Annotated in this window: 11 protein-coding genes; 4 read left to right on the top strand and 7 right to left on the bottom strand. The window is 70.5% G+C overall.

What is annotated here, in order from left to right; all coding sequences use genetic code 11:
• The first annotated feature begins 3 nt into the window (after nucleotides 1-3).
• Entirely contained in the window at nucleotides 4-885 is an 882-nt protein-coding gene (locus ACTMTJ_RS27125) for an LLM class F420-dependent oxidoreductase (protein WP_441220755.1), read from the top strand.
• A gap of 67 nt (nucleotides 886-952) precedes the next feature.
• On the opposite strand, the gene ACTMTJ_RS27120 is transcribed toward ACTMTJ_RS27125, so the two are convergent.
• Nucleotides 953-1483 carry a hypothetical protein gene (locus tag ACTMTJ_RS27120; protein WP_441220753.1) on the bottom strand — a complete coding sequence of 177 codons (531 nt, stop codon included), beginning with the start codon at nucleotides 1481-1483 and terminating at the stop codon, nucleotides 953-955.
• A gap of 93 nt (nucleotides 1484-1576) precedes the next feature.
• Complete coding sequence (locus tag ACTMTJ_RS27115; RefSeq protein WP_441220751.1) at nucleotides 1577-2350, bottom strand: endonuclease/exonuclease/phosphatase family protein; 774 nt, start codon at nucleotides 2348-2350, stop codon at nucleotides 1577-1579.
• A 64-nt stretch (nucleotides 2351-2414) separates the two neighbouring features.
• On the opposite strand from ACTMTJ_RS27115, the gene ACTMTJ_RS27110 reads away from it, so the two are divergent.
• Together ACTMTJ_RS27110 and ACTMTJ_RS27105 are read left to right on the top strand one after the other, a co-directional pair.
• A complete protein-coding gene (locus ACTMTJ_RS27110) occupies nucleotides 2415-3449 on the top strand; it encodes a hypothetical protein (protein WP_441220749.1) in 1035 nt (344 codons plus the stop codon).
• A 199-nt stretch (nucleotides 3450-3648) separates the two neighbouring features.
• A complete protein-coding gene (locus ACTMTJ_RS27105; protein ID WP_441220747.1) occupies nucleotides 3649-6648 on the top strand; it encodes a family 16 glycoside hydrolase in 3000 nt (999 codons plus the stop codon).
• A gap of 54 nt (nucleotides 6649-6702) precedes the next feature.
• On the opposite strand, the gene ACTMTJ_RS27100 is transcribed toward ACTMTJ_RS27105, so the two are convergent.
• The 3 genes from ACTMTJ_RS27100 to ACTMTJ_RS27090 form a co-directional block, all read right to left on the bottom strand.
• Nucleotides 6703-7119, bottom strand: a complete 417-nt coding sequence (locus tag ACTMTJ_RS27100) for a BP74-related protein (RefSeq protein ID WP_441220745.1) — start codon at nucleotides 7117-7119, stop codon at nucleotides 6703-6705.
• 153 nt (nucleotides 7120-7272) lie between these two features.
• On the bottom strand, nucleotides 7273-8694 hold the full coding sequence (locus ACTMTJ_RS27095) for a cellulase family glycosylhydrolase (RefSeq protein ID WP_441220743.1): 1422 nt from the start codon (nucleotides 8692-8694) through the stop codon (nucleotides 7273-7275).
• Between the two features lie 269 nt (nucleotides 8695-8963).
• A complete protein-coding gene (locus ACTMTJ_RS27090) occupies nucleotides 8964-9917 on the bottom strand; it encodes a hypothetical protein (protein WP_441220741.1) in 954 nt (317 codons plus the stop codon).
• A 124-nt stretch (nucleotides 9918-10041) separates the two neighbouring features.
• Between ACTMTJ_RS27090 and ACTMTJ_RS27085 the strand changes: the two genes are divergently transcribed.
• On the top strand, nucleotides 10042-10785 hold the full coding sequence (locus ACTMTJ_RS27085; protein ID WP_441220739.1) for an SDR family oxidoreductase: 744 nt from the start codon (nucleotides 10042-10044) through the stop codon (nucleotides 10783-10785).
• Between the two features lie 741 nt (nucleotides 10786-11526).
• Here the strand turns inward: ACTMTJ_RS27085 and ACTMTJ_RS27080 are convergent.
• Both ACTMTJ_RS27080 and ACTMTJ_RS27075 read right to left on the bottom strand, forming a co-directional pair.
• Nucleotides 11527-12435 (bottom strand): phytanoyl-CoA dioxygenase family protein, encoded by a 909-nt coding sequence (locus tag ACTMTJ_RS27080; protein ID WP_441220737.1) that lies wholly within the window; start codon nucleotides 12433-12435, stop codon nucleotides 11527-11529.
• A gap of 45 nt (nucleotides 12436-12480) precedes the next feature.
• Nucleotides 12481-13713, bottom strand: coding sequence for an epoxide hydrolase family protein (locus ACTMTJ_RS27075; RefSeq protein ID WP_441220735.1), 1233 nt, complete (start codon nucleotides 13711-13713; stop codon nucleotides 12481-12483).
• Nucleotides 13714-13722: the final 9 nt, after the last annotated feature.

The following is a 13722-nucleotide window of genomic DNA, read 5'->3' as shown; positions in this document are numbered from 1 at the left end:
CGCATGGACGCGGGCATCCACTTCCGACACTTCACCAACCCCGGCGGCGACGCGGTGATCGCGCCCTTGCTGGCCGACACCGCGAAGGTCGCCGACGAGGCCGGCTTCGCGCTGTTCACGGTCATGGACCACTTCTTCCAGATGGAGAAGATGTGGCCGGCCGAGGAGCCGATGCTGGAGGGCTACACCGCGCTCGGCTTCGTCGCCGCGCACACCTCCCGCATCCAGTTGGCGACGCTCGTGACCGGCGTGACCTACCGCCACCCGGGCCTGCTGGCCAAGACCGTGACGACGCTCGACGTGCTGTCCGGCGGCCGGGCCGTGCTCGGCATCGGCGCGGCGTGGTACGAACGCGAGCACCTCGGGCTCGGCGTGCCGTTTCCGCCGCTGGCGGAGCGGTTCGAGCGGATGGAGGAAGCGGTCCAGGTCTGCCTCCAGATGTGGAGCGACGACGACGGGCCGTACCGCGGCCGGCACTACACGCTCGCCGAGACGCTCAACCGGCCGCGGTCGCTGCGCCGCCCACGCCCGCCGATCCTCATCGGCGGCAACGGCGAGCAGAAGACGCTCCGGATGGTCGCCAAGTACGCCGACGCCTGCAACCTCACCGTCACCGGGATCGACGAGGTGCGCCACAAGATCGACGTGCTGCGCCGCCACTGCGAGCGCGAGGGGCGCGACATCGCCGACATCCGGATCACGGTGCAAAACGACATCGACCCGATCCAGGACCGCGACGAGTTTCTCCGCAACGCCGAAAAGCTCGCCGCGCTCGGCGTGCGTCACGTCCATCTCCGCGTGCCGCAGCCCGATCCGGTCGGCTTCGTCACCGGCGCCGCCGAGTCGGTGCTGGCACCGCTCGCGCAGATCGAGCCGGCCCACTAGCGCGGTGGCCCACGGCCTTCGGCAGCCGCTCACCCGGGCCGGCCGATGTTTGTCGCCGCCGCGCCAGCTACCAGCAGCCGCCGCACGCGGGGCGAACGTCGCCGTCCTGCATGGTGACGTCGCGGCTGTACGTCGCGTCCTTCTCGAGCAGCCGTGTCACCTCGACCGCCGGCGCCGAGAGGTCACGCGACACCTGCACGCAGTCGATGACCACGTCGTAGTCGGTGACCACGCAGGCCATGAAGTTGACGGCACCGTGCTTGACGTACCGACCCTCCGAGAAGGGCGTCAGCGACGCGTGTCGGTAGCGCCGCAGATCGTTGCGACTCAGGGTGCCCACCTGCTCGTCGCTTTCGTAGTGGGCCCACGCGAAGCTGGCCCGCTTGTCGCCGGAGCCGCAGTCGAGATGCCCGCTGAGCGTCAGAAACGCCTGGCCCCGCTGTGTGGCCTGCACCGTCAGCTCGATCGAGTCGATGGCCCCGCCGAAGCACGTCGCGCGGTGCCACTCCGGCTCGTCTGCCACCGCCATCGCCGGGCCGGGCGTGAGCGCCCCGACGACGACGGCGGTGACCAGGGCCGCCAAGGCTCGAACCACCACCGAACTCACCTCCCCCGTAACACCGACCGATCCAAGCACAGGAAGGAGTGACTGTCTGCCTCCGCGACGTGATCGACAACTTTCCTTGCTAGATCACGCAATCGTCAGGTCGGCCTCGATGCCGTAGTGGTCGGACAGGTACGCCGTGCGCCCGCCGGGCAGTGCCACCGCGTCCTGGAAGACGAGCCGCGCCCGCGCGTCCAGCGACCGGTCCGGTGTGGACCGGACCAGCACCTGGTCGAGCGCCGGCGGCGCCGGAAACCGTGCTGTGGGCCGGTAGGTGGGCGCCGTGTCACCGGCGAGCACGTCGCGCAGGCCGGCCGCCGCGGCGAAGGCGGTGAAGACCGGCGAGTCGCGCGGCACGTTGAAGTCGCCGGCCACGACCACCGGCAGATCCGGGTCAAGCGCCGCGACAAGTCCGGCCAGCGCGTCCATCTCGCGACGAGCGATCCGCGTGTACCGGTTGTCCGGCGCCCAGTCGCCGTCGCGGTTGGCGGACAGGTGGGTGTTGACCACCGCGAGCGTGCCGCCCGGGGTGTCCACGACCGCGACCTGCGCGCCCTTGCGCATCAGCAGCTCCGGGCGCGGCGGGCCGCCCATCGGGTACCGGACGAAGCGCCGGCGCACGAGCGGCCAGCGGGAGAGCAGCAACAGTCCACCGTGGAGCAACGGGAAGCCGCTCGCGTAGCCGTGGCCGAAGGCGGGCGTGAGCCGGCGCAGCAGCCGCACGCTGCCGGGGTGCAGCACCTCCTGGAGGCACACGATGTCGTAGGCCGACTCTTCGAGGATCGCGCCGAGCGCGCGCAGCCGGGGCCGGACGTGCCCGCGGATGAGCGCGTTGACGGTGAGCAGGCGGACGCGGGTCACCGGCACATTGTGTGACAGGTCGGCGAAAGGGTGGTGACAGGCCCGCCCGCCTACCCTTCGCTACGTGCGCCACCAGGGCATCGACGCGATGGGACGGGTCCGCTCCTACCTGACCGGGCCGGTCACGGTGGAGGGTTATCTGCGCGCCTGCGCGGAGCTCGACGAGTACACGCGGCGCGCGGGCGGCAGCAGGTGGTCGCTGCGCGGCCTCGTCGACAGCGCGGTGCCCGCGCGGGAGCTGGCCGACCGGCTGGCGTTCGACACGGCGATCGAGGTCAGCCAGGCGCCCGCGGTCGTCGACGGGCGCGGCCTCACCTGCCTCTGGATCGCCCGGAACACGCCGGACCGGCTGCCGCCACGGGAGATCCGCGACGAGGTGTTCCAGCAGATCCAGCAGGCCCGGATGTACCAGCGGGAACTGGAACCCGTCTTTCACGAGCGCGCCCACGCGCGGCTGGAGCGGGCCCGCGGGCACGGTCTGCGCCTGGTGTGCAACGACCCGTTCGGCGACTGGGGTTTCGGCGGCGTCGACGTGCCGATGTTCGTGCGGCTGCTGACCCACTTCTTCTACCTGGACGCCGGGACCGCGCGCGACATGGCGCACGGCCACGGGTATTCGACCGGCGGCAACTACGTCTTCGGGATGAACGGCCCGGACGGGCGGCTGATGTGCGTGTTCGTCATGGCGGTCTGGCCGTGGGGGCTGGAACCCACCTACACCATCATCGACCGCAAGCAGCTCCAGCCGATCGTCGACCTGAGCGTGGCGTCGGTGCTCATGCTCTTGGCCAACGCGCTGATCGTCGACCGCCACGGGCGGGACGCGCTGGTCATCGGCGAGGCGAACGCGCTCAACGCGCGCCCCTGCGTGCAGGCCGGCTTCGAGCCGCTCCCGCCCGTTTTCGACGACGGCCACCATCCCGTGCATACCAACGTGGTGTGGGCGGACAACCCGTTGGGCGACTTCGGCGCGCCCTACGGCTCCGCGACCCGCGTCCCCGGGTATCGCGAGGTGCCGTACACCAACTACGGGATCGGCGTGCTCGCCCCGCACAAGGTCGAGCGCTACCGCGACGCCGCACTGGACTTCCTGGCCTGACGGCATCGGTAGCGACTTTTATCTGTACGGATAAAAGTTTGAGATTATCGCTCTAAAGATCTGGCGGTGTCGAAAAATGTGGCCGATGATGTCCACTGCCGCCACGATCGAGGTTCACTCTCCGCTACCGGGCTGGCACCCTCGGCGCGGGGCTCGACGGCGGCTCCCACCGAGCACCGTCCAAGGAGGCACACTCCCGATGAGCCACCGAATGCCCCGCCCCGCGAGAGTGAGACGCCTGGCCGCGCTCCTCGGCTTCGCGCTCCTCGGCCCACTCACCGCCGCCGGCATCGCGCCGGACGCCGCCCGGGCCGCGGATCTGCCACCCCAGGAGCCGGGCGTCACTTTGCGTACGTATGACGTACGGGTGCCGCTCTCCACCATCTGCACGCTCAAGCCCGGACAGACCCCCAACGTCGACAAGCTGATGCCGGTCGTCGACTGGACCAGTGCGGCCGACTTCGGTTTCGAGGACAACTTCCTCACCCACGTCGTCGGCAACGTCAACATCCCCGCCGACGGCGCCTACACGTTCCGGCTGACCAGCGACGACGGCTCCCGGCTGTACCTGGACGACGCACTGGTGATCGACCACGACGGCCTGCACGGTGCGACGTCGAAGGACGCCACGATCACGCTGACCCAGGGTTATCACGCCCTGCGCGTCGAGCACTTCGAGGCGGGCGGGGGCCAGCAGCTCACCCTGTCGTGGCAACCGCCGGGCGCCACCGGGTTCGCCGTCGTGCCCACCTCCGTGCTGAGCACCGACGCCGGCGTCGTGCGGGTGACCGCGCCCGGCTACAAGGCGTGCCAGGGGGTCGACGACGCGCCGGGAGACGGCCTCCCGCTCGACTCGGTGCACCCCGACTACACGCTCACCGACCTGCGCCCCGCCGGCTTCGAGCCTCAGGTGTCCGCGATGGACTGGACCGCCGACGGCCGGCTGGTCATCGCCACCTGGGGCGGCAGCGACAAGCTGCTCGGCGAGGTGTACATAGTGGACAACGTGACCGGGCAGACCAGCGCCGGCCAGGTCACGTACAAGAAGGTCGCCGGCGGCCTCAAGGAGCCGATGGGCCTCGCCGTCGTCGACGGCACCATCTACGTCTCGCAGAAGCACGAGCTGACCGAGCTGCGCGACACCAACGGTGACGAGGTCGCCGACGAGCACCGCACGGTGGCGACGTGGCCGTTCGGCGGCAACTTCCACGAGTTCGCCTTCGGCATGCTCTACAAGGGAGGCAACTTCTACCTCAACCTGTCGGTCTCGATCAACCTCGGCGGCGCCACGACCGACCCCCAGCCGGCGAAGAACCGGGGCACCAGCATCGTGGTCAACAAGCGCACCGGCAAGGTGACGTACGTGGCCGGCGGCCTGCGCACGCCCAACGGCCTCGGGTGGGGCCCGGACGGCGAGCTCTTCGTCACCGACAACCAGGGCGGCTGGCTGCCCTCGTCGAAGCTCGTGCACATCCAGCAGGACCGCTTCTTCAACCACTACACCAACCCGGACGGGCCGTTCGACGCCAACCCGGTCACCAAGCCGGTGCTGTGGCTGCCGCAGAACGACATCGCCAACTCGCCGAGCACGCCGGTGCTGCTCAAGAAGGGACCGTTCCGCGGGCAGATGCTCATCGGCGACGTGACCTACGGCGGCTTGCAGCGCGCCTACCTGGAGAAGGTGCACGGCGAGTACCAGGGCGCGGTCTTCCGCCACACGCAGGGCCTGGAGGCCGGCGTCAACCGGGTCACCATCGGCCCCGACGGCGCCATCTACGTCGGCGGCCTGGGCTCGGACGGCAACTGGGGCCAGGCCGGCAAGCTCCGCCACGGCCTCCAGAAGCTGACTCCCAACGGCACCAACGCCTTCGACATGAAGTCGATGAGCGCCACCCGGGACGGGTTCAAGATCGAGTACACCCGGCCGCTCTCCACCGCCACCATCCAGAACATCGCGCAGGGCTACCGGCTCTCGCAGTGGCGGTACGCGCCGACGCCGCAGTACGGCGGCCCGAAGGTCGACGAGGAGACGCTCGCGGTCACCGGGGTGCGCGTTTCGCAGGACCGCAAGACGGTCACGCTGACGGTCGACGGCCTCAAGCGCGACCGCGTCGTCCACCTGCGCTCGCCGCGCCCGTTCACCGCCGCCAACGGTGACGAGCTGTGGAACACCGAGGCCTGGTACACCCTCAACAACATCCCCGGCCCGCAGCCGGACCAGGTCTTCTACGAGGCCGAGGAGAGCAACCGCGAGGGCGGCGCCAGCCTCGCCACCGACCACCGCGGCTACTCGGGCGTCGGCTTCGTCGCCGGGTACGGCAACCTGAACGCCTCCACCACCATCCACACCGAGGTGAGCGAGGCCGGCGAGTACGAGGTGGGGCTGCGCTACAGCAACGGGCCGAACCCGTTCTCGGGGGAGAAGAGCGTGAGCGTGTACGTCAACGGCCGCAAGGTCAAGCAGACCCTGCTGCCGTCCACGGTGACGTGGGAGGAGTGGGCGACCAAGACCGAGCGGCTCACGCTGCGCCGGGGCGTCAACGCGATCCAGTACCGGGTCGACGCCACCGACACCGGCCACGTCAACCTCGACCTGATCTCGGTGCGCAAGCCGAGCGAGCGGCTCGTGCTCTTCGCCGGCGGCGACCTGTCCGAGTGGCAGCACACCGACGGGCGGATGGCGTCGTGGGCCCGGGTCGAGGGCGGTGCGATGGAGGTCCGCAACGGCGATCTGCGCACCAAGCAGGCCTTCGGCGACTTCCGGCTGCACGTCGAGTTCAAGGTGCCGCTGCTCCCGCCGGAGGTCACCGGGCAGAACCGCGGCAACAGCGGCGTCTACCTCCAGGAACGGTACGAGATCCAGATCCTCGACTCGTACGGCGACCCGACCCGCGACAACAACGAGGCGGGCGCCATCTACCTCCAGAAACCGCCGGACGTCAACGCCGCGACCGCGCCGGAGACCTGGCAGAGCTACGACATCGAGTACCGCGCCGCCCGCTACGACAGCGCCGGCAACAAGACGGAGAACGCCCGCGTGACCCTGGTCTGGAACGGGGTGCGCGTGCACGACGACGTCGCCATCACCGGCCCGACCGGCGGTAGCATCCCCGAAGGACCGGCGACCGGATCCATCCGCCTCCAGGACCACGGAAACCCCGTGCAGTACCGCAACATCTGGATCGAGCCGCTGAGCTGACCGGCTGTCACGGCGGCCGTGCCGGGTTCGCTCGGCACGGCCGCCGCCAGCTCCCTAGGGCAGCGGGGTCATCTTGACCACCCGCGCGGACCACGGACAGTAGCGGTCGCTGGTGAGCGTGCCACTCTCCACATCGGACGGCAGCCCGTCGCAGACCTCGATGCTGAAGTCGACGAACTCCACGTCGTTCGGGTCGAGGTGCCAGCTGTACCCGATGTTGTACTCCGGCCCGGTGCGCACGATGAGGCCGTTCGGAAACTGGTTGCTCTGGTTGTTGAGGCTCGCGAACGCGGCCGTGATGTCGTTGGCGTCGACGAGGTGGATCCGGAAGAACTCGGTGTTGCTACCGCCGCCCACCCGGAGCTTGGCGACGTACTCGGTGGCCGGCGCGGCCACGGCCGGCGTGCCGGACACCGCCATCGCGACGGTCGTCGCCAGGGCGGACAGGATCGCTGTCATTCTGGCCCGCAAGGGTGCCTCCTCGGTCTGAAGTGACTGGCGCAGGGATCCGCGACCATCATCGTGGCGCGCTCTTTCAGATCGCTTTCACGCTCGCTTCACCCCGCGACAGCCGCGCGACAGGGCGCCCCACGTTCGTGGAGCGCCCTCGCGGAGGGGCGGTGTTCAGCTGGTGGGGAAGTTGTCCGGGGTCATGATGCGGCCGCGGATGAACTGGCCGGACGCCTTGAGCACGCCGTTGCCGCTGTAGTTGCCGCCGTTGCACGTGCCGGGCAGCAGCGCCGCGCTGCTCTCGGTGTGGTCGGAGAAGGTCCAGTTCGCGTAGCTGATCTTCAGCGAGTCGAGCAGGTTGAGCCAGGTGGTGCTGCTCGCCTGGTCGAACGGGCCGCTGCCGGTGTAGTCGACCGTGCCGAACTCCGTCACGAACAGCGGGATGCGGCTCGCCGCGCGGGTCACCGCGTCACGGTACGGGCCCTGGTGCGAGGCGGCGTAGAAGTGGAAGGCGTACATCACGTTCTGCGCGTTGACCGGGTTGTTGACGACCTCGTTCTCGTTGCCGCCCTCGGAGACGCCGAGCGAGGACCAGCCGCGGGTGCCGACGACGACGGGGCCGTCCGGGTCGTTGCCGCGGATCACCGGGATGACCTGCTCGGCGTAGCTCTTGATGGACGACCAGCTCACCCCGTTGGGCTCGTTGGCGATCTCGTAGATGACGTTGTTCTTGTTGGCGTGGCGGGCCGACACGTTCGCGAAGAACGTCCGCGCGTGCTGGAGGTTGATGTTGGGGTCGCCCGGCGTGAGGATGTGGAAGTCGATCAGCACGTACAGCCCGCGGGCGGTGGCCATGTCGACGAGGTTGTTCACCTGGTTGGTGAACGCGGTGGGGTTGGTCTCGTAGCCCTGCTCCTGCACGTACATGGAGACCCGGAAGAGGTCGGCCTTCCAGTCGTTGGCCAGCGCGTCCAGCGAGGCGTTGTTGTAGCAGCTACCGAACCACTGGATGCCGTGCGTGCTCATGCCGCGCAGCTGGATCGGCCGGTTGTACTGGTTGCACAGGTTGACGCCGCACACCCGCAGCTGGCCGTTGATCGCGACCGGCGTGGTCCCGGTCGGCGGCGGTGGCGTGGTCGGGCCGGTCGTCGGCGGCCGCGTGGTCGGTGCGCCGGTCGTCGGGCCGACCGTGCCGGTGCAGGTGGTCCCGTTGAGCGAGAAGCTGCCCGGCACCGGGTTGGCGCCCGACCACGAGCCGGTGAAGCCGATGCTCGTCGCGGCGTTGGTGGCGAGCGACCCGTTCCAGCCGTAGCTGGCGGCGGTGACCCGGGTGCCGGACTGCGTCCAGGTGGCGTTCCAGCCCTGCGTCACCCGCTGGCCCGCGTTGGCGAAGTCGAACCCGAGCGACCACCCGCTGATCGGGTCGCCCAGGTTGGTGATCTTCACGTCGCCCTGGAAGCCGCCCTGCCACTGGCTCACGATCGTGTAGTCGACCCGGCAGCCCGCCGCTGCCGTGGCGATGGCTTGCGGCAACACCGCCGCGGTGAGGCCGGCGGCTACCGCGCCGGCGAGGAGGAGTGCGGCAGAACGCTTCATGGGGCCCCTCATGCATAGAGAACGATTTATGGAAGCGCTCCCATGCTGGCTTTCCGGAAGGCGGCTGTCAAGCTGCCGGTATGCCCCCGTCCGCGCCAAGCCCGGTGTCCACGGCGCGTCGGTGATCGTTAGCCCAAAACCCGCGTTCGCGCCCGCGTGTCACACGGGTTCCGGGCTAACGATCATTGGTGAGCGTGACCAACAGCGGACGGGTGAGGCCGCGGGAGCGACGGTCTGGACCACGACGGACATCGCGGTAGCTCAAAATTTCAGAGCAGCTCGCGCAGCCTCCCGCGCGCCACGTCGGCGTCCGGGTGGCCGAGCTCGTCGAGGATGTCGACCGCGCCGCGCATGCTGTCGCGCGCGGCGCCGAGGTCGCCCGCGGCGAGGTCGTGCCAGAGCCCCCGGCGGTCGAGGAAGTTGGCGATGGTCCAGGCCAGCCGCCACCGGTACCGGTCTTCGTGGTGCGGCTGGCAGATGAGCGCGACGAGGGTGGCCCGCTCCGCCGCGCACCACGCCATCGCCCCGGCGTAGTCGGTCAGCGGCTCGGGCGCTACGCCGGCCGGCGGCGGAGCCGAGCAGGCGGAAGAGTCGGGCCGTCCCGGTGTCCAGCGCCCGGTAGGACCAGGAGAACAGCGCGCGGACGTCCGCCGCCGGGTCGCTGCCGGCCAGCGCGTCCAGGCGGTCGCGGGCGTCGTGCAGCTCGGCCGCGAGCGAGGCGAGCGTGAGCCGCGTGCGGGTCGCGGCGCGGGCGGCCACGATGGACAGTGCGAGCGGCAGGCCGGCGCAGGCCCGGACGATCGGCTCGACCGCGTCCGGCTCGGCGGCCAGCCGGCGCCGTCGATGCGCCGGGCGAGCACCTGCCGCGACTCGGCGGTGTTCATCACCTCCAGCGCGATCGGGTGGGCGCCGTCGACGCTCACCAGGCCGGTCAGCTGGTCGCGGCTGGTCACCACCACGGCGCAGCCGCGTGCGGCCGGCAGCAGGGGGCGCACCTGCTCCGGGTCGCGGGCGTTGTCGAGGACCACCAGCGCCCGGCGGTCGGCCAGCAGGCTGCGGTACAAGCCGGCCTGCGCGGCCAGGGTGACGGGTATCCGCGCCGCCGGCACCTCCAGCGCCTCCAGGAAGCCGCGCACCGCCTCGTCGGGGCTCATCGCCGTGCCGCCGGGGTCGAAGCCGCGCAGGTGGATCCGCAACGACGCCTGACCACCGGGGGCACGCACGCTGGCCGGTCCGCACGGGGGGACCGGCCAGCGCCTTCGGGAGATGACTTCGCCGGGGCTGTCACAGACCGGTGGCCCGCCCTGTCTTAGCTGGTGACCAGAGCGCACAGGGAAAGGGCAACTCATGAAAATCGTGGTAATCGGCGGAACCGGCCTCATCGGGTCCAAGCTCGTGACGAAGCTCACCGAGCAGGGCCACGAGGCGGTGGCGGCGTCGCCCAACACCGGCGTCGACACCCTCACCGGCGCGGGCCTGCCCGAGGCGCTGGCGGGCGCGTCGGTGGTGGTCGACGTGTCCAACTCGCCGTCGTTCGAGGCCGCCGAGGTGTTGCGGTTCTTCGAGACCTCCACCGGCAACCTGCTCGCCGCGGAAAAGGTGGCGGGCGTCGGCCACCACGTCGCCCTTTCGGTGGTAGGCACGGGCCGGAAACCGGGCAACGACTACTTCCGGGCGAAGGTCGCCCAGGAGAAGCTGATCGAGGACTCAGGGGTGCCCTACTCGATCGTGCACGCGACGCAGTTCTTCGAGTTCGTCCGCCGGATCGCCGACGAGGCCACCCAGGACGGCAAGGTCGTCATCCCGCCGGTGGCCTTCCAGCCGATCGCGGGCGACGACGTCGCCGAGGCGGTCGCCCGGGTCGCGGTGGGCACGCCGTTGAACGGCCACGTCGAGGTGGGTGGCCCCGAACGCGTCCGGATGGACGACTTCTTCCGCGACGCCCTGGCCAGGCTGGGCGACCCGCGCGAGGTGGTCACCGACCCGCACGCGCACTACTTCGGCGCCGAGGTCCTCGAGGAGTCCCTGGTGCCGGTCACCGAGGGCGCGCGGCACGGCGACATCAAGTACGCCGACTGGCCGGCCAAGTGAAGTAGCGCTCCTTCGAAACAGATTTCCCGGGCCGTGTCAGCTGCGGACCGCCGCTCCCGCCGGAGAACGCGCGGGTCGGCGGCTCGCAGCGCTCGCCGAGATCCCCGACCCGCACTGCCAGGTCCGCGCCGCAAGCCCGCGGTCGCCCATTCGTGCCCTCGCGGAAGGGCGGTCTGGGTGCCTGTGTGCGGGCCCGGGTTGGGTGTCCAGAGTGGTGTCGCAAGGCCTTGGTCGGCGGCGAGGGTGGGGAAGTCCTGGTGATCGTGGTCGTTTAGACCCCCTGGAGGGGGTCCAGATGACCACGATCTACAAGACGGCCCGGCGAGCAAGGCTCCGCAAGCCCTGGCGTCCACCGCCCTCGATGATCGTTAGCCCGAGAGGGGCGTGGTCGTCGGCGTGTCACAGCCGTATCGGGCTAACGATCATGACGCCGCCCACATGCTGAGCCATATCCCCAAACAGTGGGAAGGTGGGCCCGGCGATCCGCCGGTCATTTGTGTTTCGCGGCCGGGTCAACCCCCGAAGCCGCAGCCAGCGTGCGAAGCCCGAGGCCCCGCCGGAGGCGCCGCACTGACCGCACCAGCAACCGAAGCCGGAGCCCGTGGGCTTGCACCGCGGACCCGGCAGTGGACGGCCGGGGGTTTCGGCTCGGTCTGCGAGCCGCCGGCCGGGAGCGGTGCCCGCGGGAGCATACGATCTACCGCTGACACGGACATGGGCAAATGTCACGGCGATGGACGGCTAGGCGCGCCACGGTGTGAGGTCGAGGTCGGGATAGCGCAGGGCCACGCCGGCCAGGGTCTGCGGTGTCCAATATGGATGCCCTGGGGGCGGAAAGCCCAACACCTCCAGCTGGCGCTGGCTGGCCCGGCCGACGAACGCGGACCACTCGCTGGTGAAGCTCCGTGCCGCCCAGGCGACCCGCTGTCCCCAATGGACGCTCGCCGGGCGGAAGCCGACCTGCATGCTGTATCGGGCGCCGCGGGGTGCGGTCAGCTGGGTGCCGCGGTGGAAGGTGCCCGGCTCGAAGGCGATGACCGTGCCGGCGGGCCCGGCGCCGGAGACCTCCGCGCGGTAGAGCCGCGGGCTGCCGCTGTCGTCGTCGAAGCGCCAGTCGCTCTCCCGGCCCGGGCGCAGATACCAGTTGGGCACGGCCGGCAGGTCGGCGGTGTGCCGGCGGGAGACGAGGTGCGGCGGGCCGAGCTCCTCGGGCACGTCGTGGAGGAAGACGAACATCTCCACCTGCTGGCAGCCCGGCGTCGTGCTCGGCACGAGGATGGTGTGGTTGAGGTAGTCGCGGTGCAGGTCCTGGTCGTAGTCGCAGGCGCCGGTGAACTTGGCCCACGCCTCGGCCGACTGGAGCAGGATGTCGCCGCCGCCCAGCAGCGCCTCGGCCAGCGCCAGGATGCGGTGGTGGACGGCCAGCAGGCTGACCTCGGTGCTGGCGAACGGAAACGTGTCGATCCCGGCGAACTCGTCGCCGAGGAAGCGCTCGCGTCGCGGGTCGGTGCCGTCGTGGAAGCCTTCGGCGGAGGGGAAGAGCAGGTCGAGCTCGCCGACCGCGGCCGCCAGCTCGCCGGCCGGGACGAAGCCTGGCAGGATCACGAAGCCGTCGTCCTGCCAGGCTTTCGCCGCGTCCGCGAGGTCCATGCGGGCAGGATCACCGAACGCCGGGACCGCCCGCAACCGTTTTACTCACCGCAGCAGGCGGGCGAACTTTCGCACCTCGTCGGTGAAGACGGCGGGTTGTTCGAAGGCGGCGAAGTGGCCGCCCCGGTCGACGGTGTTGAAGTAGATCAGCTGGGACTTGTAGATGCGTTCGGCCCAGATTTTCGGGGTGGGCACGATCTCGTGGGGGAAGACGGTGAAGCCGACCGGCACCCGGAAGTCGTCGGGGGTGGCGGCGGTGCGCGCGTCCTCCCAGTAGATGCGCGCGGCGGAGGCGGCGGTGCCGGGCAGCCAGTACAGCATGATGTCGTCGAGCATCCGGTCGAGGCCGAGCACCTGCTCGGGGTTGCCGTCGCTGTCGGTCCACGCCATGAACTTCTCGAAGATCCAGGCGGCCTGGCCGGCGGGGGAGTCGGTCAGGCCGTAGCCGAGGGTCTGCGGGCGGGTGGACTGCTGGTAGACGAACCCGGCGCCGTCGTCGAAGAACCGCCGCAGCTTGTCCAGCGCCTGCTGCTCCTCCGCGGTTGGCGGGTCGCTGACCGGCGGCGAGAAGACCGGGAAGAAATTGAGGTGGACGCCGGCCAGCCCGGCGGGCGCCTGCTTGGCCATTTCGTGGGTCACCGAGCCGCCGAAGTCGCCGCCCTGTGCCAGCCACCGGCGGTAGCCGAGGCGGGCCATCAGCTGGCCCCAGGCGCCGGCGATACGTGGAACGTTCCACCCGGGCGCGGCCGGCTTGTCGGAGAAGCCGAAGCCGGGCATCGACGGCACCACCACGTGGAACGCGTCAGCGGCGCTGCCACCGAACGCGGTGGGGTCGGTCAGCGGGCCGATCACGTCGAGGAACTCCACCACCGACCCCGGCCAGCCGTGGGTCAGCAGCAGCGGGAGGGCGTCGCGGTGGCGGGAGCGTACGTGGAGGAAGTGGATGCCCAGCCCGTCGATCTGGGTGCGGAACTGGCCGAATCCGTTGAGCCGCGCCTCGACCCGCCGCCAGTCGTACCTGGTGCGCCAGTGCTCGACGAGGTCGCGGACCCGCCGCAGCGGGGCGCCCTGCGACACGTCGGTCTCCGGCTCCGGAAACCGGGTCGCGTCCAGCCGCCGCCGCAGGTCGCGCAGGGCGGCGTCGGATATCGACAGCCGAAATGGTGTCACGAGGCCGGATGCCGCCGACGCGGGTTCGCCGGCCCAGCCGAGCGGCGCGGCCACGGCGCCGACGGCAGCGGCGGTCTGGAGGAGGTTGCGACGAGTGGGGTTTCGCATGGCACTTAC

This window comes from Phytohabitans sp. LJ34 (genome assembly GCF_052068095.1).
Lineage (GTDB): Bacteria > Actinomycetota > Actinomycetes > Mycobacteriales > Micromonosporaceae > Phytohabitans.
The sequence above is the reverse complement of the archived record's forward strand: the minus strand, read 5'-3'. Positions and strand labels throughout refer to the sequence as shown.

What these genes read in the sequence shown, in the direction of transcription:
- ACTMTJ_RS27125 (WP_441220755.1), top strand. Translation starts at nt 4, where the DNA reads ATGGACGCGGGCATCCACTTCCGACACTTCACCAACCCCGGCGGCGAC.
- ACTMTJ_RS27085 (WP_441220739.1), top strand. Translation starts at nt 10,042, where the DNA reads ATGAAAATCGTGGTAATCGGCGGAACCGGCCTCATCGGGTCCAAGCTC.
- ACTMTJ_RS27095 (WP_441220743.1), bottom strand. Translation starts at nt 8,694, where the DNA reads ATGAAGCGTTCTGCCGCACTCCTCCTCGCCGGCGCGGTAGCCGCCGGC.
- ACTMTJ_RS27105 (WP_441220747.1), top strand. Translation starts at nt 3,649, where the DNA reads ATGAGCCACCGAATGCCCCGCCCCGCGAGAGTGAGACGCCTGGCCGCG.
- ACTMTJ_RS27075 (WP_441220735.1), bottom strand. Translation starts at nt 13,713, where the DNA reads ATGCGAAACCCCACTCGTCGCAACCTCCTCCAGACCGCCGCTGCCGTC.
- ACTMTJ_RS27080 (WP_441220737.1), bottom strand. Translation starts at nt 12,435, where the DNA reads ATGGACCTCGCGGACGCGGCGAAAGCCTGGCAGGACGACGGCTTCGTG.